General features: G+C 34.7%; 25 protein-coding genes. 18 read left to right on the top strand and 7 right to left on the bottom strand.

The features are described from left to right. Positions 1–42: 42 nt before the first annotated feature. Together ACHUE4_RS09055 and ACHUE4_RS09050 are read left to right on the top strand one after the other, a co-directional pair. A complete protein-coding gene (locus tag ACHUE4_RS09055; protein ID WP_394189186.1) occupies positions 43–1,137 on the top strand; it encodes a flavin monoamine oxidase family protein in 1,095 nt (364 codons plus the stop codon). 234 nt (positions 1,138–1,371) lie between these two features. Further along, the gene (locus ACHUE4_RS09050) at positions 1,372–1,767 is read left to right on the top strand and encodes a hypothetical protein (protein ID WP_394189184.1); all 396 of its coding nucleotides are present in this window, start codon (positions 1,372–1,374) and stop codon (positions 1,765–1,767) included. Positions 1,768–1,903: 136 nt separating this feature from the next. Here ACHUE4_RS09050 and ACHUE4_RS09045 read toward each other — a convergent pair whose 3' ends face one another. After that, a complete protein-coding gene (locus ACHUE4_RS09045; protein ID WP_394189182.1) occupies positions 1,904–2,320 on the bottom strand; it encodes a VOC family protein in 417 nt (138 codons plus the stop codon). A 689-nt stretch (positions 2,321–3,009) separates the two neighbouring features. On the opposite strand from ACHUE4_RS09045, the gene ACHUE4_RS09040 reads away from it, so the two are divergent. The 3 genes from ACHUE4_RS09040 to ACHUE4_RS09030 all read left to right on the top strand — a co-directional run bounded on the left by ACHUE4_RS09040 (position 3,010) and on the right by ACHUE4_RS09030 (position 6,944). Next, positions 3,010–3,507, top strand: a complete 498-nt coding sequence (locus ACHUE4_RS09040) for an LURP-one-related/scramblase family protein (protein WP_394189180.1) — start codon at positions 3,010–3,012, stop codon at positions 3,505–3,507. Between the two features lie 128 nt (positions 3,508–3,635). Next, positions 3,636–4,160 (top strand): GNAT family N-acetyltransferase, encoded by a 525-nt coding sequence (locus ACHUE4_RS09035; protein WP_394189178.1) that lies wholly within the window; start codon positions 3,636–3,638, stop codon positions 4,158–4,160. A 390-nt stretch (positions 4,161–4,550) separates the two neighbouring features. Beyond that, positions 4,551–6,944: a S8 family serine peptidase gene (locus tag ACHUE4_RS09030; RefSeq protein WP_394189176.1), complete on the top strand. Its 2,394-nt coding sequence runs from the start codon at positions 4,551–4,553 to the stop codon at positions 6,942–6,944. A 95-nt stretch (positions 6,945–7,039) separates the two neighbouring features. On the opposite strand, the gene ACHUE4_RS09025 is transcribed toward ACHUE4_RS09030, so the two are convergent. Continuing rightward, the gene (locus ACHUE4_RS09025; protein WP_394189174.1) at positions 7,040–8,272 is read right to left on the bottom strand and encodes an MFS transporter; all 1,233 of its coding nucleotides are present in this window, start codon (positions 8,270–8,272) and stop codon (positions 7,040–7,042) included. A gap of 664 nt (positions 8,273–8,936) precedes the next feature. On the opposite strand from ACHUE4_RS09025, the gene ACHUE4_RS09020 reads away from it, so the two are divergent. From ACHUE4_RS09020 to ACHUE4_RS09005, 4 genes are all read left to right on the top strand, one after another. After that, complete coding sequence (locus ACHUE4_RS09020; RefSeq protein WP_394189172.1) at positions 8,937–9,338, top strand: hypothetical protein; 402 nt, start codon at positions 8,937–8,939, stop codon at positions 9,336–9,338. Between the two features lie 3 nt (positions 9,339–9,341). Next, a complete protein-coding gene (locus ACHUE4_RS09015) occupies positions 9,342–10,520 on the top strand; it encodes a DUF6575 domain-containing protein (protein ID WP_394189170.1) in 1,179 nt (392 codons plus the stop codon). Positions 10,521–10,717: 197 nt separating this feature from the next. Then, positions 10,718–11,956 (top strand): FRG domain-containing protein, encoded by a 1,239-nt coding sequence (locus tag ACHUE4_RS09010; RefSeq protein ID WP_394189168.1) that lies wholly within the window; start codon positions 10,718–10,720, stop codon positions 11,954–11,956. Between the two features lie 5 nt (positions 11,957–11,961). Then, positions 11,962–12,873, top strand: coding sequence for a hypothetical protein (locus ACHUE4_RS09005; protein ID WP_394189166.1), 912 nt, complete (start codon positions 11,962–11,964; stop codon positions 12,871–12,873). A gap of 236 nt (positions 12,874–13,109) precedes the next feature. Here ACHUE4_RS09005 and ACHUE4_RS09000 read toward each other — a convergent pair whose 3' ends face one another. Beyond that, on the bottom strand, positions 13,110–13,706 hold the full coding sequence (locus ACHUE4_RS09000; RefSeq protein ID WP_394189165.1) for a vWA domain-containing protein: 597 nt from the start codon (positions 13,704–13,706) through the stop codon (positions 13,110–13,112). 96 nt (positions 13,707–13,802) lie between these two features. Here ACHUE4_RS09000 and ACHUE4_RS08995 point away from each other — a divergent pair, with 96 nt between their 5' ends. Both ACHUE4_RS08995 and ACHUE4_RS08990 read left to right on the top strand, forming a co-directional pair. After that, a complete protein-coding gene (locus tag ACHUE4_RS08995; RefSeq protein ID WP_394189163.1) occupies positions 13,803–14,294 on the top strand; it encodes a hypothetical protein in 492 nt (163 codons plus the stop codon). Between the two features lie 55 nt (positions 14,295–14,349). Further along, entirely contained in the window at positions 14,350–14,763 is a 414-nt protein-coding gene (locus ACHUE4_RS08990) for a DUF4181 domain-containing protein (protein WP_394189161.1), read from the top strand. A 66-nt stretch (positions 14,764–14,829) separates the two neighbouring features. On the opposite strand, the gene ACHUE4_RS08985 is transcribed toward ACHUE4_RS08990, so the two are convergent. Continuing rightward, positions 14,830–16,299, bottom strand: a complete 1,470-nt coding sequence (locus ACHUE4_RS08985; protein ID WP_394189159.1) for a protein adenylyltransferase SelO — start codon at positions 16,297–16,299, stop codon at positions 14,830–14,832. Between the two features lie 124 nt (positions 16,300–16,423). On the opposite strand from ACHUE4_RS08985, the gene ACHUE4_RS08980 reads away from it, so the two are divergent. The 3 genes from ACHUE4_RS08980 (at position 16,424) to ACHUE4_RS08970 (ending at position 18,055) form a co-directional block, all read left to right on the top strand. Continuing rightward, entirely contained in the window at positions 16,424–16,642 is a 219-nt protein-coding gene (locus ACHUE4_RS08980; protein ID WP_394189157.1) for a hypothetical protein, read from the top strand. Positions 16,643–16,767: 125 nt separating this feature from the next. Further along, a complete protein-coding gene (locus ACHUE4_RS08975; protein ID WP_394189155.1) occupies positions 16,768–17,283 on the top strand; it encodes a hypothetical protein in 516 nt (171 codons plus the stop codon). Between the two features lie 157 nt (positions 17,284–17,440). Next, positions 17,441–18,055 carry an NUDIX hydrolase gene (locus tag ACHUE4_RS08970; protein ID WP_394189153.1) on the top strand — a complete coding sequence of 205 codons (615 nt, stop codon included), beginning with the start codon at positions 17,441–17,443 and terminating at the stop codon, positions 18,053–18,055. Positions 18,056–18,123: 68 nt separating this feature from the next. Here ACHUE4_RS08970 and ACHUE4_RS08965 read toward each other — a convergent pair whose 3' ends face one another. Continuing rightward, positions 18,124–18,618, bottom strand: coding sequence for a lactoylglutathione lyase family protein (locus ACHUE4_RS08965; RefSeq protein WP_394189151.1), 495 nt, complete (start codon positions 18,616–18,618; stop codon positions 18,124–18,126). 138 nt (positions 18,619–18,756) lie between these two features. Between ACHUE4_RS08965 and ACHUE4_RS08960 the strand changes: the two genes are divergently transcribed. From ACHUE4_RS08960 to ACHUE4_RS08950, 3 genes are all read left to right on the top strand, one after another. Beyond that, positions 18,757–19,101 (top strand): winged helix-turn-helix transcriptional regulator, encoded by a 345-nt coding sequence (locus ACHUE4_RS08960; RefSeq protein WP_394189149.1) that lies wholly within the window; start codon positions 18,757–18,759, stop codon positions 19,099–19,101. A 77-nt stretch (positions 19,102–19,178) separates the two neighbouring features. Further along, the gene (locus ACHUE4_RS08955) at positions 19,179–19,961 is read left to right on the top strand and encodes a GNAT family N-acetyltransferase (RefSeq protein ID WP_394189147.1); all 783 of its coding nucleotides are present in this window, start codon (positions 19,179–19,181) and stop codon (positions 19,959–19,961) included. Between the two features lie 26 nt (positions 19,962–19,987). Beyond that, on the top strand, positions 19,988–20,503 hold the full coding sequence (locus tag ACHUE4_RS08950; RefSeq protein WP_394189145.1) for a hypothetical protein: 516 nt from the start codon (positions 19,988–19,990) through the stop codon (positions 20,501–20,503). Between the two features lie 657 nt (positions 20,504–21,160). Here ACHUE4_RS08950 and ACHUE4_RS08945 read toward each other — a convergent pair. Beyond that, positions 21,161–21,784: a hypothetical protein gene (locus tag ACHUE4_RS08945; protein WP_394189143.1), complete on the bottom strand. Its 624-nt coding sequence runs from the start codon at positions 21,782–21,784 to the stop codon at positions 21,161–21,163. Further along, on the bottom strand, positions 21,774–21,962 hold the full coding sequence (locus tag ACHUE4_RS08940) for a hypothetical protein (RefSeq protein WP_394189141.1): 189 nt from the start codon (positions 21,960–21,962) through the stop codon (positions 21,774–21,776). The genes ACHUE4_RS08945 and ACHUE4_RS08940 overlap by 11 nt, the downstream gene beginning before the upstream one ends. Positions 21,963–22,190: 228 nt before the next feature. Between ACHUE4_RS08940 and ACHUE4_RS08935 the strand changes: the two genes are divergently transcribed. Then, positions 22,191–22,541 carry a hypothetical protein gene (locus ACHUE4_RS08935; RefSeq protein WP_394189139.1) on the top strand — a complete coding sequence of 117 codons (351 nt, stop codon included), beginning with the start codon at positions 22,191–22,193 and terminating at the stop codon, positions 22,539–22,541. The last annotated feature ends 8 nt before the right edge of the window (positions 22,542–22,549 follow it).

Below are 22,549 nucleotides of genomic sequence, written 5' to 3'. Positions count from 1 at the left end.
GCAACTTTTGCTTTGATAAATGTCTGTATGGTGGAGGTAAATATGAATGATCCGATTATAATCGTGGGGGCCGGTATAAGCGGCCTTCGTGCAGCTTCCTTGCTTACTTCACAGGGTATCGACTGTAGGGTACTGGAAGCACGAGGACGAATTGGAGGTAGAGTATTAAGTGAAGCGGTCGTGGATATGCCTGACCTTGGCACGTTTGATTTAGGACCAACATGGTTCTGGCCAAAACATGAACCTACTATCTCTCGTCTTGTAGGCGAACTCGGTTTACAGACATTCGCACAGCACACTGAAGGCGCATTACTTTTTGAACAGTCAAAGAATGAGCCTATACAGCGACATGTACTACCGGAAGGAACTTTTGAAAAGTCAGTTCGAATCGTAGGCGGTGTGCGGTCTCTTACTGATGCCGTATTTGCTACTCTTCCTCCACGGACAGTTGAATTAAACACCCGGGTAACGGCGATCCATATGGATTTAGAAGGAGCAATTACTCTAGACGCAGAAACCGATGAAGGAAAGAAAAGTATACGCGCAAGAGCTGTTATCCTAGCTTTACCCCCACGCATCGTTGCGCGTCACATAGCATTCTCATCTTCTCTTCCTGTTGAGCTTATGACGAGCCTACTAGACAAGCCCACTTGGATGGCCGGACAAGCCAAGGTAGTCGCGATTTATAATCGGCCATTTTGGCGTGAAGATGGACTTTCTGGTCAGGTAACAAGTTGGGCAGGTCCTTTGCAAGAAATCCATGATGCATCACCTGGGACAGATTCAGGGGCACTCTTTGGTTTCTTTGGGATATCTGCAAAGATGCGACAAGAGTTAGGAGAGAAACGAGTTCTCAAACTTGTCGTCGATCAGTTGACTAATCTTTTTGGACCGTTGGCTGCAACACCGATTTCCCTCCTATATAAGGATTGGTCTAGTGATCAGGATACAGCAGTTGAAGAAGACTTGGAGCCGCTAAGGGAATTTCCGACCTATGGTCTTCCAACAACTATTAGTGTGTGGGATAAGAAAATCATTTTTGCAGGCACCGAAACCTCTTCTGAACATGGGGGACATCTTGAAGGTGCACTTCGATCAGCTGATCATGCGGTTTTAAAGGTTCTTGAATTAGAGTAAGCAAACTACTACTCTCAAACTGACGATTTCTCCACTTTTGAAAAACATATTTAGGAAGACCTAGAGTATCTGTACCTACTCTAGGTTTTTTTGTTTAATAAGTATGCCTTCGGTATACGCCACCTTGAAGAATTTAATAGGGTGAGAATAGGAGATGAAAATGTTGTGAGAATAAAAGTTTTATATATGGTATATTATGGTATTAAGAATTGTGGGAAATAGGAGGGTGTGAAAATGCGTTCACGAGATATTGTTGTTTTCATTGTAAGTGCTGTTCTCTCTGTCTTATTTATAATTTGGAACTGGATTGACAAGCACATTATGATGAGTGATATACCATTTCAGTTTTCAATGCATGAAGGATTATCCTTCAATGTATCTATTTTATTTGCGGTATTGTTGCTGATTATTGTTTTATTTTTTTCTGACCGATTCCTAAAAGTGGTGACAGGGATTTATGGATTTTTCACATTATTTTGTCTAGGTATCTTCATAAAAAGATGGCTGACTTTCGACGACTATACGATTTGGATGTACATTGACATGGTGTTTATGTTAATGTTCGCAGTTCCTGCAATTGTCGGCTTGTTGTTAATATATAGGATTAAATTAATCACCGCTAATAAATGAAATTACTACAATAACTGTTTACACACTTAAAGATTCTTTAGAATCTAACAAAAAAGGATCGGTCCTATGGTAGTAGTATCGATCCTTATTTATGTCCATCAGTTTCACTGTCTTATGTTAAGAAAATAAATGCACTTTAATCTCTTTCTTGCATTTTCCTAACATTATCCGAGTGGAAAGGGGATCCATCAACTTCATTTACCACACTAAATGAATTGCCATCTAGATCAAAAAAATCAAAGAATTTCATGCCACCAAAATCATTGATTTCAGTAGTTTCTATGCCATTATTTTTAAAGTGTTGATGGGTTGTATAGATATCATCAACTACAAAATTATAATAGGAATTCTTTTGATTGTCTTTTATGGGGAAATCGGTAGGCTGGTGAGATTCAACTTTTACTAAAGCTAGTTGAGTTGAACCAGTTGGTAAATAAAAGCCAACACCATCTTCCCAACTATCTATTTTCTTTACACCGAGATATTTTTCATACCATTCTGTAGATTTTTTAACATCTGTTACTGGAATAAATATACTACCTATTTTAAACATTTCCTTCCTCCTTATTAAAAAATTCGTATTTAAAGAATATAATAGTTTAAAAGTTACGATTATTAAACACCACAATAGAAATTCGAGCTATTTTCCAAGTAAGAAAAGCACAAGTAATTGTACCCCGGTATTATACTATTGCTGAATTCTTAATAGGAGAATATGTTGTAAGTGTGGCGGCTAGTCAATATAAATAGTGTAAATAAATCTCCAACAATGAAGAGGAATTTTATAATACGAAAACAGAACATACGTGTGGTATAATCGAAGAGTAATAGAATAGGTAACTCAAGGGTGGTTGGCTCACTCCCGTAGAAAGGGGGTGGTGCCGTGTCAGTATTCGAAGCATTAATGTTCGCAGTAACGTTTGCAGCATTGGTAGTATCAATTCTGTCGTTTAACCATAAAAAATAACCCATCCTTGAGTTGGTAGCTCAGATGGGTTATTACTTCCACTTTGCCAGTCCCCTTGAAGGGAACCTGCTATTACATTGACCGGTTGGTGTTAACGCACCAGTCGGTCTTTTTTATTGTACTCAGATTCTAATTTCATTATACCAATACCAGTTGGTCATATCAACCAACGACTGGAGGAAGGTATTTCTAAATAATGCGTTGAATATATATGATAGGTAAATTTATAATCAAATCGTCATTTTAATTAAATCTTATTACGAAGGAGGCTTACTATGAAAGAACTTTACATAAAACAAAAGGTATTCAGTCTAAGTGGTAAATTTACGGTAATCGATCAGCAGGAGAACGACGTTTACTACGTAGAGGGGAGTTTTATGCAATTCCCAAAGACTTACTCTATTTTAAATACTACCAGAGATGAAGTCGCACTTATTACAAAAAAGATGTTAAGCTTTTTACCGAAATTTTTTGTTGAGGTAAATGGTCAAGAGGTGTTAACAATTAAGAAGGAGTTTTCATTCTTAAAAGCACGTTATACGATTGATGCTGCAGGCATTGAGGTACAGGGTAACTGGTGGGATATGAATTTCCAAGTTTTACAGCAAGGTGAAGTCATCGGGCAAGTGAACAAAGAGTGGTTCACTTGGGGCGATAGCTACAAGGTTCAAATATTGAATGAGGAGATGGAAACCATCATAATTGCGTTAGTTATCGCAATTGATTGTGTGAAGGCTGACCAAGCGGCTGCTTCCTCAGCTTCGACGATGTAAAGTAAAGACGTACATAGGATGGGTCCATTTAGAACTCGAAATCAACACAGATAAAGTAGGGAATCACAAACGGATTCTCTGCTTATTTGTAATGTAATTTACTTTAAGTAAAAAAAGAGGTGAAATATATGAATTTCAAATATGAGATTATTTCTGAAGAAGAGATTGAATGCTGTAGAGAACTTTGCAATGAACTTATGGCTTTTCAAAAGTCAAAAGCATACATACAACCAGAACTGTTTGATAACATGAATTTTGACACACGCATGATTCCGTCCGTCAAAAAAGCATTACATAATTATATTGTGGTGGTGAAAGATGAGAATCAGATAGTAGGATATGTGTATTCCAATATCTCTCCAAAAGAGACTTATTCAAATGAATTCGCCACTTTCTTTGACCTTTCTAGTGTAACTGGGGACAACGTTGGTTGCTTATCTCAATTTTATATTAAAGAAGGTTATAGGCAATATGGAATTGGATCAAAGCTATTTACGATGTCAATGGAGTGGTTGGAACAGTTTGACGAAATCAAAGATTACTTTATTTTTGTCTCGAATGGAAATGATGATGCCTTGGAATTCTATAAACGAAAAGGGTTCTGTATCAGTCATGACATTTTAGATGGTTTTATTACAGTTTTACGAAAATGATAAAGGTGAAAATATTAATACATAAGCAATTAAATTTGAATTACTCAAAAGGGACTTCCAAGTGGAAGTCCCTTTTAAAATGTCGTTCATTTCAACAAAACAACTGTTATTCCTCTAAAACTACTTTTAAGATAATTCCTCGATTATTATCTGAATTTGAAGCATTTAATCGTTTCATAGAATTTATTCAACAGAAATTGTCCTAAAAAGTCGGAAAATTGAGACAAATGATTCAAAGGAGATAATACCGTGATTGGTTAACTATATAAGTGTAGGAATTTATTGATTATACTTAACTTTTTTTCTTTTGGAGCAATCTTCAAATAGGGCGAAGTGTGAGTATTAAAATGAATTCTTAACACGAATTATAAGAGAGGATGAACTAAGGGGATGAAGAGAAATTTTTCAAAAGGGTTATTTAGTTTCTTAGCATTTATACTAATTTTCTCAACATTTAGTCTAGGTGCAACAGCAAGTACTACACCAAAAACACAGTTAACCGAATTGCAGTTAGCTGAAATTTTTGGCGATATTGAAATGTCTTCAAGCAGACCGACATCGGTTATTGTCGAGCTAAAAGCTGAGTCCATTGTTGAAGCAAAAAACAAGGGGAAAAAGCAAACGAAGGCAAACTTAAGTGCCGAGCGAGGTAAAGTAATCAGTGCATTAGAAAAAGCAGTAGTTAGTGCGGATGTAAACAGAGAATATGACTATGTATTTTCAGGTTTCTCTGTAGAACTGCCTGCTAATGAAATAATTAAGTTATTAGCAATCCCAGGTGTGAAAGCTGTTTATCCGAATGTACATTATACAGCGGATGTCATTTCTGCAGAAGAAATTACGGCAGAAGCATTCAGCCCAAATATGATGGAAAGTGCTCCATTTATCGGTTCGAATGAAGCTTGGGAAAGTGGCTTCACTGGTGAAGGGATAACAGTAGCTGTTATTGACACTGGTGTAGACTATACGCATCCTGACTTAACTCATGCGTTTGGGAGTTATAAAGGATGGGATTTCGTTGATGATGACAACGATCCACAAGAAGGTGCAGGACAATACCATGGTACACACGTATCTGGTACAGTAGCTGCAAATGGGCAAATCAAAGGCGTTGCACCTGAAGCTACATTGTTAGGTTACCGCGTTTTAGGACCAGAAGGTGGTACAACTGAAGATGTGGTAGCTGGTATTGAACGTGCAGTGCAAGATGGCGCTGACGTTATGAACTTATCTTTAGGTAATTCACTAAACAATCCTGACTGGGCAACTTCAATTGCTTTAGATTGGGCAATGGCTGAAGGAGTAGTAGCGGTTACTTCTAACGGTAACGCAGGACCAAACAATTGGACTGTTGGATCTCCGGGTACTTCTCGTGATGCTATTTCTGTAGGGGCTACTCAGCTTCCTTATAACGTTTATACTTCCGTATTATCAACTTCTGAAGGTGTAAGTTATCCTACTGCAAAAGTTATGGGATTCCCATCAGATGAAGAATTATTAGCTTTAAATGGAGAAGAATATGAGTTTGTTTATGTAGGACTAGGTTCTGAAGCAGATTTTATAGGTAAAGATCTTACAGGAAAAATTGCTTTAATCAGCCGAGGAGGTTTTGCATTCGTTGATAAAGCGACTAACGCTAAGAACGCAGGAGCAGTTGGCGCGATCATTTTCAATAATGTTGCTGGCGAGCATGCTGATGTTCCTGGAATGGCAATCCCGACCATTAAAACGGAACTTGCAGATGGACAAAAGCTTCTTGCTGAATTGGAAGCTGGCAATAACAAAGTTTCTTTTAACATTGCATTCTCTAAGCATGTTGAAGAAACAATGGCGTCTTTCTCTTCACGTGGTCCAGTAACATTATCTTGGATGATTAAGCCAGATGTTTCTGCACCTGGTGTGAATATCGTAAGTACATTCCCAGGGAATACTTACGCTGCATTACAAGGAACAAGTATGTCTTCTCCACATGTTGCTGGTGCTGCTGCAATATTATTGCAAAAGAACCCAAATTGGGGAACTGAAGATGTAAAAGCGGCATTAATGAACACCGCTGTAGATGTGATTGACCCTGCGACAGAAGAAGCTTACAAACACAATTCACAAGGTGCAGGTAGTATTCGTATCGTTGAAGCGTTAAATACAAAAACGCTTGTAGCTCCTGGTAGCCACTCATATGGTAAGTTTGTTAAAGGTAGTGGCAAACAAGTAGAAAAACAAAGCTTTGAAATTAAGAACCTATCAAATGTAAATAAGAACTATAGCTTTGACGTAGAATTTGATGGAAATCCAGATGGAATCAAAGTGATGTTAAGTAATAACTTAAAAGTGAATGCAGGAAAATCTCAACAAGTGAACTTTAATGTTCAAGTGGACACTTCTAAATTAGATCCAGGCTACTATGAAGGAACGATTACAGTAAAGGATGGTAATCAAACAATTGACGTTCCAACAATTCTGTTTGTGGGAGAGCCAGATTACCCTCGTGTAACTGGGGCATTCATGGATAAAGTAGATAATGGATACTATGTTGGTGCTTATTTACCTGGTGGCGCTGAAGTGCTTCAGTATGACTTATATGTACTCACTGCAAGTGGGACAATTGGTGGAAAGGTAGATACATTAGGTTATTATACAAATGCTTCTGCTCCATATCATGAATTCTTATGGGATGGAACTGTACAAAACGGCATAAATTTACCTAATGGAGATTGGGTATTGGCAGTCTATGTTGAAAAAGCTGGAGTTGCTGAGTATAAAGCTTATTTAGTAACAAAAGAATAATAGATTAATTAAAAGGATTCCAGCTAGTATTCTAGTTGGAATCCTTTTTCATTGTTAAGGAATAGTCTTTTTTGCTTTAATTTCAACTACCCAAATCAGTCAGTAGTAAGTGGACTTGCCGTTATTTTCTGGTCACGAGGCAGGGCAAGACCAACGAGTCCGATTATAGGTAAGAATGAAATGATGATCATTGTATGATAGATTCCAATATGGTCCATCAGTATACCGATCGCGACAGCTCCGATTGCCCCCATACCAAATGCTAATCCAACAGTTAACCCCGCCATCGTACCAATTTTACTTGGAACCAGTTCTTGTGCATAAACAACCGTCACCGAAAAACTCAGCATGATGAAAAATCCAATGAGTATTAACAAAAGAATGACAATTGGCAGTGGGACATACGGCAAGATAAGTGATAACGGAATTGGCACGATTAACGACAGAACGATGACATTTTTCCGTCCCATTTTATCCGCCAAAGGCCCACCGAAAAATGTACCAGCTGCTCCAACTGCTAGAAAAAGAAAGATTAAGAGTTGTCCTTTTTGAATCGTTAACCCATAAGCTTCAATTAAATGAAAGACATAAAAGCTAGTGATATTTGTTACATAAATAGAGCGGGCAAAAATAATTAGAAGTAACAAAGTAAGTGCGATACCAATTTGTTTTTTTGTTAAATTAGCCATGGAAGAAAGGAACACTTTTTTCCGATTCAATAATCGTTCCTGTTCTAGCTGTCCTTTATACCAAGCGGATATCTTCATTAAAATAAAAATTCCTAGAGCCGCAACTAATATAAATAAAGCAATCCCTCTTTGTCCCAAAGGAACTAAAATAAATGCACTGATGAGTGGAGCTAATGCTTGTCCAGAGTTACCACCAACTTGATAAATAGATTGCGATAAACCTCTTTTAGAACCCGCAGCCATAAAAGATACCCGAGATCCCTCTGGATGGAAGATGGCAGAACCAAGTCCGACAAAAATGACGGATACGAGAATCATCCAATACTCTGGAGCAAATGCGAGTCCTGCGATACCTAGTAATGAAAGAGTCATTCCAAAAGGAAGGGAATAGGGTCTAGGCTTCATGTCGCTAAAATAACCAACGACCGGTTGTAAAATGGACGCAACCATATTCAAAGCGAAAGCGATTAATCCCAGCTGTGTAAATGTAAGACCGAGATCTTTTTCAAGAACAGGAAACATCGCTGGAATGACCGATTGCAGGGAATCATTTAATAAATGAACGCCGCCAATCGCAAATATGATTGGATAGACTGGATTTGAAGACAATGAAGATGAAGTAGTTTTTTTAGTTGTCATAACACACAATCCTTCTGTACTCGAAGTAAATAGATGACTACATTATAACAACCACTTTAATAGAAAGAAACATAACATACTTAGTTAAGTCGGGTAAAAATACAAAAAACACCAAACAATTAGTCCGGTGTTTTAGAAAAATAATATTCAATTATTGATTTATAGCATTCGTTAGTCATGATATTGATTTGTTAAAAAATCTGACAAGCCATTGTCGTTACCGTTTTGGAATTTTCCCGATATTGCAGCGTGATAGACCAGTTGAATTCTCACTACATAAGAAAAAAATGAGTTTAATATTTTGATATGGAAGACTGCTAAACTTTTTGGCAAGGTCCATACTGTTATGAAACCTAGAGAAAGATTTTTGAACTTTAGAAATTAATGAAATTAATAATGTGCTGTTTCAAGTGGACTACAGTTGCATCTGGCTCTAATGAAAATCGTTTAAGAACAAGTAATTAATTGCCTGTTTAATAGTAAGTAATATGTATTTTGAAACATTGGTATTACTAAATGGATTTGTAAAATGTCGGAAATTGTCGAGAAGATTCTCGGCGAAGAAAGAGTTAATAAGATAAGATTAAACAAGAGGTTCTATAACTCAGCTAAGAGGAAAATGCAAAGCATAAATTTTAAATAAAGAAATTAAAGGGGCTTGATTATGTTGTTTAGAGCAGAATTACCTGTAGGGTGCCCAAAAGACCTAGGTTCAAAAAAAAGAGATTTTGCGTCAATTTATAGACTCGTACAAAAGGAAGAATTTGATGGAGCAGATTTTTTAAGTCCTGGCGAAGAGAAACCTGAGAGATTAGAAAATCCAAATGCGGACATTTGCGGTTTATTAGGAGTTTCAATGGGAACATTAGACTATTGTTATAAACAAAAAAAGATATATAAAAAGAAATTTGGGAATTCTTACATTGCCGTCGGACAAGTCCTCGCGTCTCAAGCTTTAAGTGTATGTGATAATAACAATTACTATCATGTTGATTTTTATCCCTTTTATAATACAACCCTAGAACGAGGTTTTAAAATATATACTGAGGCTCAACAGGAGGCGTAATAATTGGATAACGAGAGCTTAATAAAAACAATTGATTTAATTAGACGTAAAGGCTCTATGGTTGCCATCTATGGATATTATGACATGCCTTTAACATACGTTAAAGAGTATCAGGGAATTATGTATTTATTTCATTATATTGAAGAAAAAGATGATTGTGATGCTTGGTTAACAATTAAAATATCATCAGAAATAAATGAAAAAATCTATAACCAACAGATACATCCTACAACTTTACTTAAAAGTTATTATAGTAAGGAAAAATTATATTACTTAGAAACATCGTATGATAATCATTTAAAATCAATAAAAATTTATAATAATGATTTATACGATGAACTAGATTTTCCGGATTTAGATGCTGAATTTAATTATGATTATTTAACAAAGACAAAGCTTTCTATTTCTAGAAAAGCATCCACAGTTTTAAATGCATTTAATGAGAGGATCTCATTCACATTTTCTGATAAGGATAATAGTCACTATATGCCTTTGAATATCTTGGAAAATATCACCTCATTAGTTAACTCTTTATACCACAGCTTATCAGATGGCTTCCTTGCAGCTGAAGCAACTCCACGTGGATCATTTGGAATTACAGTTATTCCATATAAAAAAGATGTTACTGAAATTGATATTTTTTCTTATGATGGTTTATCAAAACTTGTTGATATTTTTAAAGCTATTACAACAAGTAGCTTTGACAGCAACTTAGAATATATCGAAAGCCTTGTAAAAGAAGATAATGGAGTTAAAGTTGTTGATAAGGTAAATAATTTGTTGAAATTTATAAATAAAAATGATTATACTTTTACCGTACGGGATCAATACTACGAACCAATATCAAACTATTCACATGAAAATTATTATATTACTACATCAATTGATTCAATATTGTCTTCAATAGATGAAGAAGAAATTTTTGAGAATATCGAAGCTAAGTTGGTATCGTTCAATTCTTTGACTGGTAACATCAAAATCATTCTCGAAGAACAAATTCAGATATCAGGTTATTTAGAAAGCGAACAGTTTGACGGAAAAATGTTAATAACACCATCACCTATTACTATCAATTATAAATTTAATGAAATTAAAAATAAATTTGAATTATTACTTGTTAAAGATATTATCTATGCGGATGTTAGTGACGAAAGGGCAGTTACAAATAGCTCTATTTATTAATTTTCGAAAAAATGTATTAAAACACCTTCTATTATTTAAATAGTAGGTGTTTCTTTATGGAGATTATTGGTTTATGTTATTTTTCCGAATTTAATAAAACAGAAACTCCCATAGAGTGTTTAATTTTAGGTTGATTGGTATGAGGGATTAGATATAATGATTTAATCCTAATAAACATAAGGAGTGAAATTTAAACCATGCTGAAATATATTTATTATTCAAATAGAGTAAGAAAAAATAAATCAAAAATTGAAAAATTGATTTCTGAAGAAAATGAAGCAATAGTTTGGTTTATACATACTAGAGATTTAAATAATATAAAGGTAGAAGTTATATATTATAACAATAAAAATGGGTCGTTAAATGTCTTTAATCTTTTAAATGATACTATAGATATCGAGTTATCTATTATACAAAGTTTTGCCTCCGATACATATATTCAAGTGGTAGATAATGCTTTTAAAGATATCTGCGTAATAAAAATAAATAATTTGTTACAATTCATAAAAATAACTGACATATTAAATGAAACATCAGAATATGTATTTAGGGGTCAAAAAAATAAAGACTGGGCTTTAATTGCTAGTATTTTTAGGAAGAATTATAATCATAATAAAGAATACAATATATTTAAAGAAATTAAAAAAAATAGATTCAATGAATTTATTAGTGATAACTTTTTAGATAATTTAATTCACATGCAGCATTATGGTATTCCTACAAGATTGTTAGATTGGAGTAAAAATCCTCTTATACCTTTATTTTTTGCGTGTTCGGATAATTCTAAAATAGGAAGGGTATCTGCGTATAAACCAAGCATAATCTATGAATTTGATGGTGAACAATATAATAGTATTTCAAATTATTTTAAAGAAGACTTTAATAAATCACAGTTATCTGCAGAATCAATAAAATTATTGGTGTCTATTTTTAGAAACTCACTACCGCAATCTATTTTTCTTGAGACCTCTAATGAGAATGATCGTCTAAAGGCACAAAGAGGGTTATTCTCTATACTAATAGATATTCGCCCTCAGTATATTGATGTAATTAGAGAGGAAGTTTTAAAATCTTCTAATATGCATACAAATTTTGTGGAAAGCAAAATTGATATGAATATATATAAAAAAATTGCGCGTTTTAAGTTGGAAGAAATGAAAGAGTTTTTTACTGATAACAAAAATTTAAATATTAACAAACATTTCGATTTTGATATATTTCTTTCAGAACTAAACAATAATAATTTTTGGAGGGAAGAGGATCATAGTTATGAAACGAACTTAATTGATCATTCTGTAGAATTTATTATTTCCAGTAAGTACAAAAGTTTAATATTGAGTCAACTAGAGAGATTAAATATTAATTCTATGACTGTATATCCAGATTCATTTGGCTTTATTCAATATATAAATGATAAGTATGAAAGGATGGAATAGATGATATGATCGAAATCTCCAAGATTGAAGCTAGGGAAAGAAATTTAGAAATAAAAATTATTAAGCAAATAAGCGAGAAAAAGGCAAGCATAAATGATGTATTTACTATGGAAGATATCTCAAATATATTCTATTTTCGGCAATCAGATAAACTTAAGTCAATGAAAAAGTTTTTTTCTAAAAAAGGGGATAAATTTAGATTTAATCAAGGATTTAAAAATAAAATTCAAGAAGTAATAGAAAAACAAATTGCATCACAAAATTCATTCATTTTGTTAAAAGATAATTATATTAATTTGTTTGCCACATATAGAAGTGAATATCAAAAAAATTTATTTTCTTCAGATACCAACCAAAAATTTAAAAACTTTTATGAAAAAATATGTCCGGATTTAGAAACATTACATTGGGGATTACTTCCAGAGTATTCAGAAAGTACTATTATTAATAGGGGTTTGTTACCGGAAACCGATATAAATGAATATTATAATCACTATCATACTTTAGAAGATTTATATGAAACGTTAATTGGTACAATGTTACAAACTAATTCTCTAAAAGGTGATGTGAATTTAAATAAAAAGATGGTTTTTAAAGTTTTTAGTAGACGATGGGGACATGAGGATCACTATTCTATTGAAAGAAGGATTGATGGATGGTATGTTAAACATCTTTCAATAAATGGTTTATCAAAAAAAGATGGAACAGGATCAATACTGGATAACTTGAATCAAGATTCTATTCAATATCCAATAGACGGTGTGAAATATGCGTTTGAAACATTATGGGAAATGGCAGATGAGCAAGAAATGTTAGTCGGCGAATTAGAAGAAAAACTACAAGAAATTGCCAATTGGATTAGTGCTATTGAAAAGGACGTAGGTTTATTCCAACCAAATTGGTGTAATTACTATTAATAAAAATTTAATGAAAAGGTAAATGAATCTGCATGTTCATTATGTGCTAATCAAGCGGGCAATTAAGAATTTATTTTTCCTTCTTCTTGTCCAGCTTGAGGCGCAGCTCTAATGCCAGGGTTATCATTTCTTCATATAAAAATATTATATCCAAATCTATTACTCAAAATAGATGAAATAAATAGTTCTATATAATGAGATTAGTCCACTATAGTAAGTTTAGTTTAATTCTGTAACTAATTGTTTATATTTCTCTTTCTCCTACTAGAAACATTCTCATTCACCATCTCATACATAGACTCAACACCAGCTTCTGATGCAACAAAACTAAATGAGTTACTTACATGTATCCCCATACTGTCTGCTTCCTTAGCAGCATCGATGTTAGCCCCAATGAAAATGAACTCCCAGTTATGATGTTCTTCTTGGTGTTTAATGCGGTCTTTTATTTTTTCATAAGTGAATTCGCGGCTGGCGTTTTCCATTCCATCTGTTGTGATGACAAATATGACTTTGTCTGGTTTTCGATCTTCTAACGTTTTCGATAATCTGTGATCGACTTCTGATATGGTCTTTCCGATTGCATCTAATAAAGCTGTCATGCCTCTAACGTAATATTCTTTCTTCGTCAGTTTTGCTTTGGTTGCATCGATGCCGTTCCATAATAATTCGTACTGATCATCAAAGAGAACTGTCGTAAGGGAAACTTCTCCTTCAAGTTGGCATTGTTTTTTAATAAAAGCATTAAACCCTCCAATCGTGTCACTTTCTAAACCAGACATGGAACCGCTTCGGTCTAACAGGAAAATAATTTCAGTTAAATTGGTTTTCATTATCATCAACCTCTTTCGTTTGTTGGTATGATAATAGTAACTAATTTTTAAGAAGGTTTGGTCGCCTGCGAAGCGACATTTTTAAGGGGGATGTTCATGAGTGATCAACAGATGTTGGATGAGTTAAAAGAGTATATCGAGTTTCACTTAAGTATTGAAAATTTGGTTCTTCATAATAAAATGCAAGATCTTGATTACACGATTCAAGCTGAAAGTTTTTCACTTGAAATGGAGGATTATATTAAGAATCATCGTCAACCAACAGTGCATCAAGTATTGTTTGGCTTTATTGACGAAAAAGGATTAAGTGACACCGATATTTATAAGAAGGCGGGTATCGACAGAAGACTTTTTTCGAAGATCCGTTCTAACCCAGAGTATCGACCGAGTAAAAACACAGCCATTTCTTTAGCTCTGGCATTGCAGTTGGATAAGGAAGACACTGATTCATTACTTAGTGCTGCTGGATATTCCTTATCAGATAGCAACACCTTTGATTTGATTATTCAATATTGCCTCGAAAACAATATTTATGATTTGTTTTCAGTCAATTCAGCTTTAGATTATTACAATCAAAAAACTTTGTGAAATGGCAAATATATAATGGGTAATAATGGTATATTTGTTTTAGGAGGTTTTTTTCATGTTCTTATCAACGGCGAGTATAGGAGTTAAAGTAACCGTTTGGTTAATTGGTGTTCTAGGGTTGACTACTATTTTGACTTTACGCATGTCAAAATTATTGAATGTAGATAAAAAGATGTGGGGTCGCGAGAGACATGTAAATCGTACTCACAAAATGGTTGAGTTGGTTATGAATATAGGATTCGCTATCACAACATTTTTGATGACAATGAATAATGTGGAATTTATAGTTTTCTTAAATGTAAGTATTGTTTATTTTATTATGTTTTTTGGAATTCGAGCTATTTTTGAAAAAAAGTATGCTGAAAATCCAAAAGACTTTAAGTATACGCTATCTGAATTTTTCTTTTTGATGTCGAGTTTCTATATCATGACCTATTTGATTTTTCCTGAATATATAAAGTTCACATAAAAACGCATGTCATCAGAAGAAGTAACTTCACTCTTGATGACAGGCATTTCTATTTTATTCATAAAATCATGTTCCACAATACGTTCTATAAGGTAGGTTCGACTCAGTAGGTACAGTGTTGAAATCTGTTTGTTCCTGGGAATGTGCATATGGATTGGAAAGGATGTTAAGGAGGTTCTCCATAACACTGTAGTCCCCATTTTCAACCGCAGCTTCGATTGCTTCCTCTACTAAATGGTTTCGAGGAATAATCGCAGGGTTACTGTTTTGCATCAATTGTTGTGAGTCTGCTTTTGATTCATCTTGTCTAGTAAGCCTTGCTTGCCATACTTCATACCACTGAGAAAATTCATCACTACTAAACAAATCTGCATCCTCTAATTGATTCAAAGTCAGTGCACGGAAGGTGTTCGTATAATCCGCTTTATGTTTTTGCATCATACTCAAAAGATTTTCAATTAGCTCTTCATCTTGTTTTTCTTCATTGAAAAGTCCAAGCTTGGCACGCATCCCAGCAAACCAATGCACATGATACAAGTTGTTGAACTCGCCAATTGCTTCTTGCGCTAATTCAATCGCTTTTTCTTGTTCTTCATGCAATAAAGGCAGTAAGGATTCAGTAAAACGCGCGAGGTTCCAACCAGCCATATAGGGTTGATTGCCATACGCATAGCGACCTTGCTGATCAATCGAACTGAAGACGGTTGCTGGATCATACGTGTCCATAAATGCACATGGTCCATAATCGATTGTTTCTCCACTAATGGTCATATTATCAGTGTTCATGACACCATGAATAAAGCCTACCAATTGCCATTTGGCAATGAGGACAGCTTGACGTTTTATCACTTCTCGAAGGAATGAAAAATAGCGGTTTTCTCCGTCTTCCATCTCTGGATAATGACGTTCAATCGCATAGTCCGCTAGTTCCTTTAACTCATCTATGTTTGTCCAATTTGCCGCATACTGAAAGGTTCCAACACGTAAATGACTTGCTGCTACTCGGGTCATAACGGCTCCAGGTAATTCGGTTTCACGAAGGACGGGTTCGCCCGTTTCTACAACTGCTAAACTGCGAGTAGTAGGGATTCCTAGCGCATGCATCGCTTCGCTAATGATGTACTCGCGTAACATTGGTCCAAGTGCCGCGCGACCATCCCCTCTACGGGAATATGGAGTTGGTCCAGAGCCTTTAAGCTGAAGGTCGAATCGTTCGCCTGTTGGTGTCATTTGTTCGCCAATCAATAAAGCACGTCCGTCTCCTAACATATTAAAATGACCGAATTGATGCCCGGCATATGCTTGAGCTATTGGCAAAGAGCCCTTAGGAACCTCATTTCCTGCAAGGACTTTGACGCTTTCCTCACTTTGCAACGCCTCGATATTCAATCCTAACGACTTTGCTAAGGGTTCATTCAGAAAGATTAACTTGGGTAAACGCACCACATTTGGCGTAATGTTTGAGAAAAATGACTGTGGTAGGCGTGCATAACTATTATCTAAGTTCCATCCTGTTTCGTTGGTTTGTTTTGTCATTAAATTTCATCCTCGTATTTTGTCTTTTTTAACTCGATCATTATTACTTAATCGCTAACTTTGAAACTCATCATGACATTTCATCGTATATAATTTAATAAAAAAAGCGAGGTGTATCATCGTGGTGAATGCGATTTTCTGGTTAATCATTAGTCTGCCTTTATATGCAGTATTGATTTGGCAATATTTAAATCCAAAAGAAGCAATGGTATGGGGCAGGCGTTGGATGTACCAAAATGAGCCTCAAATAACTGAAAGTGCTATTCGGCATACAAAATTGGTGTCTCTTTTTGGCATGATATTTTTATCCATTATTTTATTGATTTTATTTTTGTCTAAATAAAAATTCAGTGACTGCTACTTATCTATAGTATACCCTTCATATATAAAGTTAGCCTTTACACTTGTTTTGCATCTTGCAGAAGATATACATACATAGCGTTCGCGAAATTTTGGAGGATTGGAAAAATGGAGAAACAGCAAGCTATAGTCTTATGTAATTATTTTGATCGTTGGAATGAATCCGGTTCTTCAACTTATGAACTCAATAAATTAGACACAACAAATGATACGATAATTAACTTTCATCAATGGGCAAATAGAAAACCAGTCGTAGCTGCCTTTGATGTCAACAAACTTGGTCACGATCGTTATTTTTTCTTGTTCATTGATTGGCACCGAAATGATAACTATTACTTAGTAATTTATGCGTACAATAAATCCACGACTCTAGCCGAACTCAACAAAGTCATTGAGGAAGACGGCGAAATAGTTCTTTCGTGGAAATACAATCCGTTAAAACGAGATAGGAAAAATGACGTCCGTAAATCGTATTTTAAGCAAACGCATGGGTCAACAATCATGAACATTCCATTTCCAACATCTGTTTTAGAAGTTGAATCCTTTGTAAATCATCTCTTTAAGCTTTGTCAAAATCGTGTTCGAGCGGATCGAATAGTGGAAATTTTGGGTCCTTCATCATAAAGAGATATTTGAAATCATAGACTTTACATATCAGTAACGTCCGAAATTTCGGGCGTTATTTTTTTTTATTGGCGTATTAATTGAACGCAAAAAACAACCTCTTTAATGAAATCTGATAACATGGGATTATATGAAAATTTACGATGGGGGAAATTTTATGTTCTTAGATCGGATTAAGAATGAGTTTATTCAAAATCAGCCTCTATTTATAGGTGAAGACACGGCCATGCGTTCAGCCGTGCTTATTCCATTAGTAAAAGTAAAAGAAGAATGGCATGTCCTTTTTGAAGTTCGTTCACTCACGATGAGACATCAACCTGGCGATATTAGTTTTCCAGGAGGTCGAATTGATCCAACCGATGCATCACCAATTGATGCGGCCATTCGAGAAACTCATGAGGAGTTAGGAATCGATCCAAGTGAAATAACCGTCATCGGTCAGATGAGTGCTTTTATTCCAACTTCATCCTTTGTTGTCTATCCTTTTGTTGCGACAATCGATAACCATCTAGCGCATTCTCTTAATAAAGATGAAGTCGAAGAAATCTTTACAATTCCAGTTAACTGGCTGTTAAATTATGAGCCTTATTTACATAAGGTGCCTGTTCAACCCATGCCACTAACTGATTTTCCATATGAAAAAATTGCAAACGGTGATCAATATCAATGGAGATCGCGCGTCATTGAGGAATGGTTTTATGACTATGAGCAATATACGGTTTGGGGATTGACCGCGAGGATATTAAAGCATTTTATTGATACGATTAAATAGACGAATAGATAGAAAAACGAGCGATGTATAAAAAATCGCTCGTTTCTTTTCTACTGATTAGAGGTATCTCAGTATGCTCCCTTGGAGTAAGTAACTTCATAGCTATGGCTATATACTTCAAAGATGATGCCGAAAGGATCTTCGACGTAACACATTCTATATGGTTTATCGTTCGGATAATATTCGCGGATCGGCATTCGCTGTTTGCCACCGGCTTTTACGATTTTGTTAACCATGCCTTCGATATCTGGATCTTGAATGCTGAAGTGGAACACGCCACTTTTCCAGTATTCAAAGTTATTCTCTGGTTTTTCGCTGTTCGGAAACTCAAATAATTCGATTCCGATTCCGTCAGATGTGACCATATGAGCGATTTTAAAGGTATTCCAGCCTTCTCCAAATACGTCAATACACATTTGACCGATTGCAGTTTCTCTTTCTTCGACAACTTCCGAAGGTTCCATAACGATATACCAACCCATGACCTCGTGATAAAATGTTACGGCTGCTTCCAAATTGGGTACAGATAATCCAATGTGTGAAAATGCACGTGGATATGTCATTATTAGTTCACTCCTATCAATTACTATGAATGTTTTCAATATGATGACTAGTATAAGATGAGCTTTTTGTTTACACAATACGGCACTATTTTGTGCGTTAGGCACGAAAACCATACCAAGGCATAAAGGATGGTCGACATGAGCAAAGTCAAAAAAGAGTACGATTGCGCATTAGTTTTAACTATCGATTTAATCGGAGGAAAATGGAAGCTCATTATTCTATGGTATTTAATCGGTGGAGCGAAGCGTTTTGGCGAGTTGAAAAACTCAATCCCGAGCATCACGCAAAAAATGCTGACTGAACAGTTAAGGGAGCTTGAAGAACGAGGAATTATCTCGAGAAAAGTCTACGCAACTGTTCCACCGAAAGTGGAATATTCGATGACCGATTTCGGCACCAGCCTAATTCCATTAATTAATGGTCTCTGTACGTGGACGGAAGAGTATGCGAAAGAGAATGATATAACTTTACATGATCAATAAGAGCAAAATTAGAACGCAAGGATTTAAAGCATATTTTCGAAATGATTAAATAAACGATACAACAGAGGAGCACACTCATGCGCATTGAACAGATCTTTCGACTAGATTTTGCTTATTTAGAAACATTCTCAACTCGAACAGAGAAGAATTGGGGTTCATTGTTTTTGAATGAAAATCAGCCTTCCTATTACGATGCGAACCATGCACATATCAGTGAACCTTGTGAAAACCCGCAAGATGTGATGGAGGAAGTAATAGCGTTTTATCAGTCTAAAAATATCATTCCAAGATTTTATTTATACAATTTAGAAGCGATTGGAGATCTTATCTCTACATTAAAAAATAATCACTTCGGCTATGAAGAATTAACAACGCCAGTTCAACTTTGGGACAATAAAATCTTGAATAAAAAACTGAATGAAAATGTCCAATTTGAAATTGTAACTGAAAGTAATTATTCGGAAGCACTTGATATTGAATGCAGCATTCAAGAGTTTGGTGGAAGAGAAGTTCGAGAGAAAGCGTTTGAAGAGGAATTTAATAACCAAAACTTCATTCACTATTTGCTCAGATATGACGGGGTAGCGTGTGCAACTGCCTGTCTATTTATTAGTGGAAATCAAGCTCGATTGGAAACTGTAGCTACATTAGAAGAATATCGAGGAAGAGGCTTAATTGGAGATCTAATTCATTATATTCAAAAGGAAGCGGCAAAAAAGGATTTAGAAAACCTTTGGGTCTTCCCGATTAATGAGGAAATCGAAAAAGTCTATTTGAAGTACGGATTTCATACAGTAGAAAAACTAATGACGGGACACGCATTTTTAGGTGGCAAAAGTATAGGAGAAATTCGAGGATAAAGTGACTATCATTTGGAGGAATCGGTATGTATGATCCAACCATCTTTGACAATTTAAAAGTAGCTTTTGAAAACCAAGTGTACGATCTCGATAATTTGGAAAATGAAATCACCATTACAAACCGAATCGATCGGATGGATTTTGCGGTAATGGGCCGGGAATTCACCATTGAATTTACACTCGTCGATTTGCCTGACGTCACTGCGGAAATTGTATTAGAAGCTTCATTAGAAAATACCGCAGCTGAGATCATGGAACTTCCAGGGAAAAATCCAGGCTGTTCTTTGTTATTGCGTTTTTATAAGCGTGTTCACAATGTGACGAAGCAGTGTAAAGAAATCGATCAAGCTTTAAAAGAAATTTGGGAAGCTGACCAAAAACTAACTCAAACATTAAGCTTCATGTATGAGCAAGATACTTCTAGCTACTTAGATACAATCGAAGTGTCATTTCATCACCTGATAAATGAAGATCACATGGATGAGATTGAAGAATTTCTAGAACATGTATTAGAATCTTTAGAAGTGTTAAATGAAATTTAAAAAAGGTCTGTCTCAAAAGTCGTTTAGTGACTGAGAGATGGACCCTTTTTTGCGCATTACATTTCTTTATAACGAATTGCATGTTTTGCAGCTATCCAAACGTGCAACTTCAGGTGTTAAATGCATTGAAAAGAAACAATTATATCCGTATTCATATAAGAAGTTACAATCCACTTAATCAATCAATTTCTCTTTTTTATACAATTTTACTTCAAATAAGAAAAATGTGATTAAAGGAAGAACAAACATAATAAAATAAGAAATCAATGGAGGGAGAGAAAAATGCTCGTTTCTTACTAGACTAAAGACTGATCCCATAGAAAAAGTAATTAGGAGCCAACCTACACAACAACTGTAAATAAAGTTTAAAAATTTATTATTATTATGTTTGTTCTCAGTTAGAAAACCAATGCTAATAATCAATATTAAAAATACAAAAACAATATATAAATAGAGCACTGCATCACTTCCTCAATAATATTTAAAATTCATTTCCCTCTAATACACTCTCCATATTTATGTTTTTAAAGATCACTATTATAATTTTATACTAAGCATCATTACCATCCTTCAGAGCTAGACAAGCGCTATACATAGCAGCATTAACAGGAGAAAAGATAGTTATTGCTCATTTTTGTATAAGACAGAATGTCCTTGTCATTGTAATTCAATCGAAAAAAGATACACTAAATCATTATTTGGTATCTTCATGAAATCTTCTTCAGTTTCAATTTCACGGAGATATGCAAACTCATCATCATTTGAATATAAAAGTGTGGAAATGATTTTTTTCTCTCCCATTTTTATTGGACCAGTTCTAACATTACTTTGACTCGAGCCATATTCACCTTCAACAATATGTTCGATATTCTGAAAAGAACTAGTAGACAATTCAGAGGAACTGTCAACGGTTAGATTAGTGAACCACTTTTCCTCACTATTATTAGCTGTTTGTCTTAAAATCAAAGCTCTCAAATGATCTTGTGGTTGCTCTTTTGAAATTAAGTGAGTTAATTGACTTATTTGACTGATGAACTTGCCGTTCTCATAATAATCGATCGTCACAATTACTTTTCTGATTGAATCATTCTTCAATTCAATATCAAAGATTTGAAAATCCTTGTTCGAAAGACTAAGCAGTTTTTGTTCATTTTCACTCAGCTTTACATCCTTAATAAAGGCATCGCCAGTTGAATTTTTGTCATCACAAGCAGAAATAAAGGAAAGGAGAAGAACAACAAAAAATAACTTCTTTAAATGATATCCTCGACTACCTCTCACGATTCGATTCCTCTTTTAGTAAGCGATTCTCTTCTTCTAATCTCGCAACCCTGCTCTCAAGATTGCTAGTCGGTAGTGAAGTATGACGATTCTTAGTTACTAAACGATAGATTAAGAAAATGATCAATCCCAAAATCACCATTAAGATTACCGGTGACCATCCTAATAAAGTTGACATATTTCCCCTCCTTTTTATTTTCATCATAACTTACAAATAGGTTAATTCCAATATCAACCAAATAAAATTTGTGAAGAGTTGCCTAAGAATACCAAGGAATTTGATAAAAGAATAATTGCTAATTTTTAACAAGTTGCAGGAATTTTGGAAGTCTTTGGAGAAATGTAAGTATGGGAGAGTTTATTCCTAAAGGTTTCATAAAAAATGATTTAAATTGGAGTTGTTGTGATGGATTTCTTTTTATTCTTATGCGTATTTATTGTTTTGATTTTAGCTATTAATAAGACGATTAAATTTTCATCATCAATATTAATTTTACTATTATTCTCCATAATAACGAATGTTGCCTTAGCGCAGAATTATACACAAAGTTTGATTCCTGAAGCGAATGACGGAATGGGCATTTCCAATCAATTAGCTTACATGATAATAGGTGAAGTTCGCTGGTCCCATGAGTTGTTTGAATCTACATATAATTCATCAACTATAATTTCGATTGTACTTTTAATTGTCTATTTACTTACATTGGTTTTAGAAAAGTTTTTAAGAGAGAAGTCGTTGAAAAACAATAATCTTTAAAAGGAGAA

Source organism: Paenisporosarcina quisquiliarum (assembly GCF_043641925.1).
GTDB lineage: Bacteria > Bacillota > Bacilli > Bacillales_A > Planococcaceae > Paenisporosarcina > Paenisporosarcina quisquiliarum_A.
The sequence above is the reverse complement of the archived record's forward strand: the minus strand, read 5'-3'. Positions and strand labels throughout refer to the sequence as shown.

Coding starts and splice junctions, on each gene's coding strand:
- ACHUE4_RS09045 (WP_394189182.1), bottom strand. CDS start 2,320: ATGTTTAAAATAGGTAGTATATTTATTCCAGTAACAGATGTTAAAAAA.
- ACHUE4_RS09035 (WP_394189178.1), top strand. CDS start 3,636: ATGAATTTCAAATATGAGATTATTTCTGAAGAAGAGATTGAATGCTGT.
- ACHUE4_RS08940 (WP_394189141.1), bottom strand. CDS start 21,962: ATGTCAACTTTATTAGGATGGTCACCGGTAATCTTAATGGTGATTTTG.
- ACHUE4_RS09005 (WP_394189166.1), top strand. CDS start 11,962: ATGATCGAAATCTCCAAGATTGAAGCTAGGGAAAGAAATTTAGAAATA.
- ACHUE4_RS09010 (WP_394189168.1), top strand. CDS start 10,718: ATGCTGAAATATATTTATTATTCAAATAGAGTAAGAAAAAATAAATCA.
- ACHUE4_RS08975 (WP_394189155.1), top strand. CDS start 16,768: ATGGAGAAACAGCAAGCTATAGTCTTATGTAATTATTTTGATCGTTGG.
- ACHUE4_RS08935 (WP_394189139.1), top strand. CDS start 22,191: ATGGATTTCTTTTTATTCTTATGCGTATTTATTGTTTTGATTTTAGCT.
- ACHUE4_RS09000 (WP_394189165.1), bottom strand. CDS start 13,706: ATGAAAACCAATTTAACTGAAATTATTTTCCTGTTAGACCGAAGCGGT.
- ACHUE4_RS09050 (WP_394189184.1), top strand. CDS start 1,372: ATGCGTTCACGAGATATTGTTGTTTTCATTGTAAGTGCTGTTCTCTCT.
- ACHUE4_RS08955 (WP_394189147.1), top strand. CDS start 19,179: ATGCGCATTGAACAGATCTTTCGACTAGATTTTGCTTATTTAGAAACA.
- ACHUE4_RS09040 (WP_394189180.1), top strand. CDS start 3,010: ATGAAAGAACTTTACATAAAACAAAAGGTATTCAGTCTAAGTGGTAAA.
- ACHUE4_RS09025 (WP_394189174.1), bottom strand. CDS start 8,272: ATGACAACTAAAAAAACTACTTCATCTTCATTGTCTTCAAATCCAGTC.
- ACHUE4_RS08985 (WP_394189159.1), bottom strand. CDS start 16,299: ATGACAAAACAAACCAACGAAACAGGATGGAACTTAGATAATAGTTAT.
- ACHUE4_RS08965 (WP_394189151.1), bottom strand. CDS start 18,618: ATGACATATCCACGTGCATTTTCACACATTGGATTATCTGTACCCAAT.
- ACHUE4_RS08970 (WP_394189153.1), top strand. CDS start 17,441: ATGTTCTTAGATCGGATTAAGAATGAGTTTATTCAAAATCAGCCTCTA.
- ACHUE4_RS08950 (WP_394189145.1), top strand. CDS start 19,988: ATGTATGATCCAACCATCTTTGACAATTTAAAAGTAGCTTTTGAAAAC.
- ACHUE4_RS08960 (WP_394189149.1), top strand. CDS start 18,757: ATGAGCAAAGTCAAAAAAGAGTACGATTGCGCATTAGTTTTAACTATC.
- ACHUE4_RS09020 (WP_394189172.1), top strand. CDS start 8,937: ATGTTGTTTAGAGCAGAATTACCTGTAGGGTGCCCAAAAGACCTAGGT.
- ACHUE4_RS09055 (WP_394189186.1), top strand. CDS start 43: ATGAATGATCCGATTATAATCGTGGGGGCCGGTATAAGCGGCCTTCGT.
- ACHUE4_RS09030 (WP_394189176.1), top strand. CDS start 4,551: ATGAAGAGAAATTTTTCAAAAGGGTTATTTAGTTTCTTAGCATTTATA.
- ACHUE4_RS08990 (WP_394189161.1), top strand. CDS start 14,350: ATGTTCTTATCAACGGCGAGTATAGGAGTTAAAGTAACCGTTTGGTTA.
- ACHUE4_RS08995 (WP_394189163.1), top strand. CDS start 13,803: ATGAGTGATCAACAGATGTTGGATGAGTTAAAAGAGTATATCGAGTTT.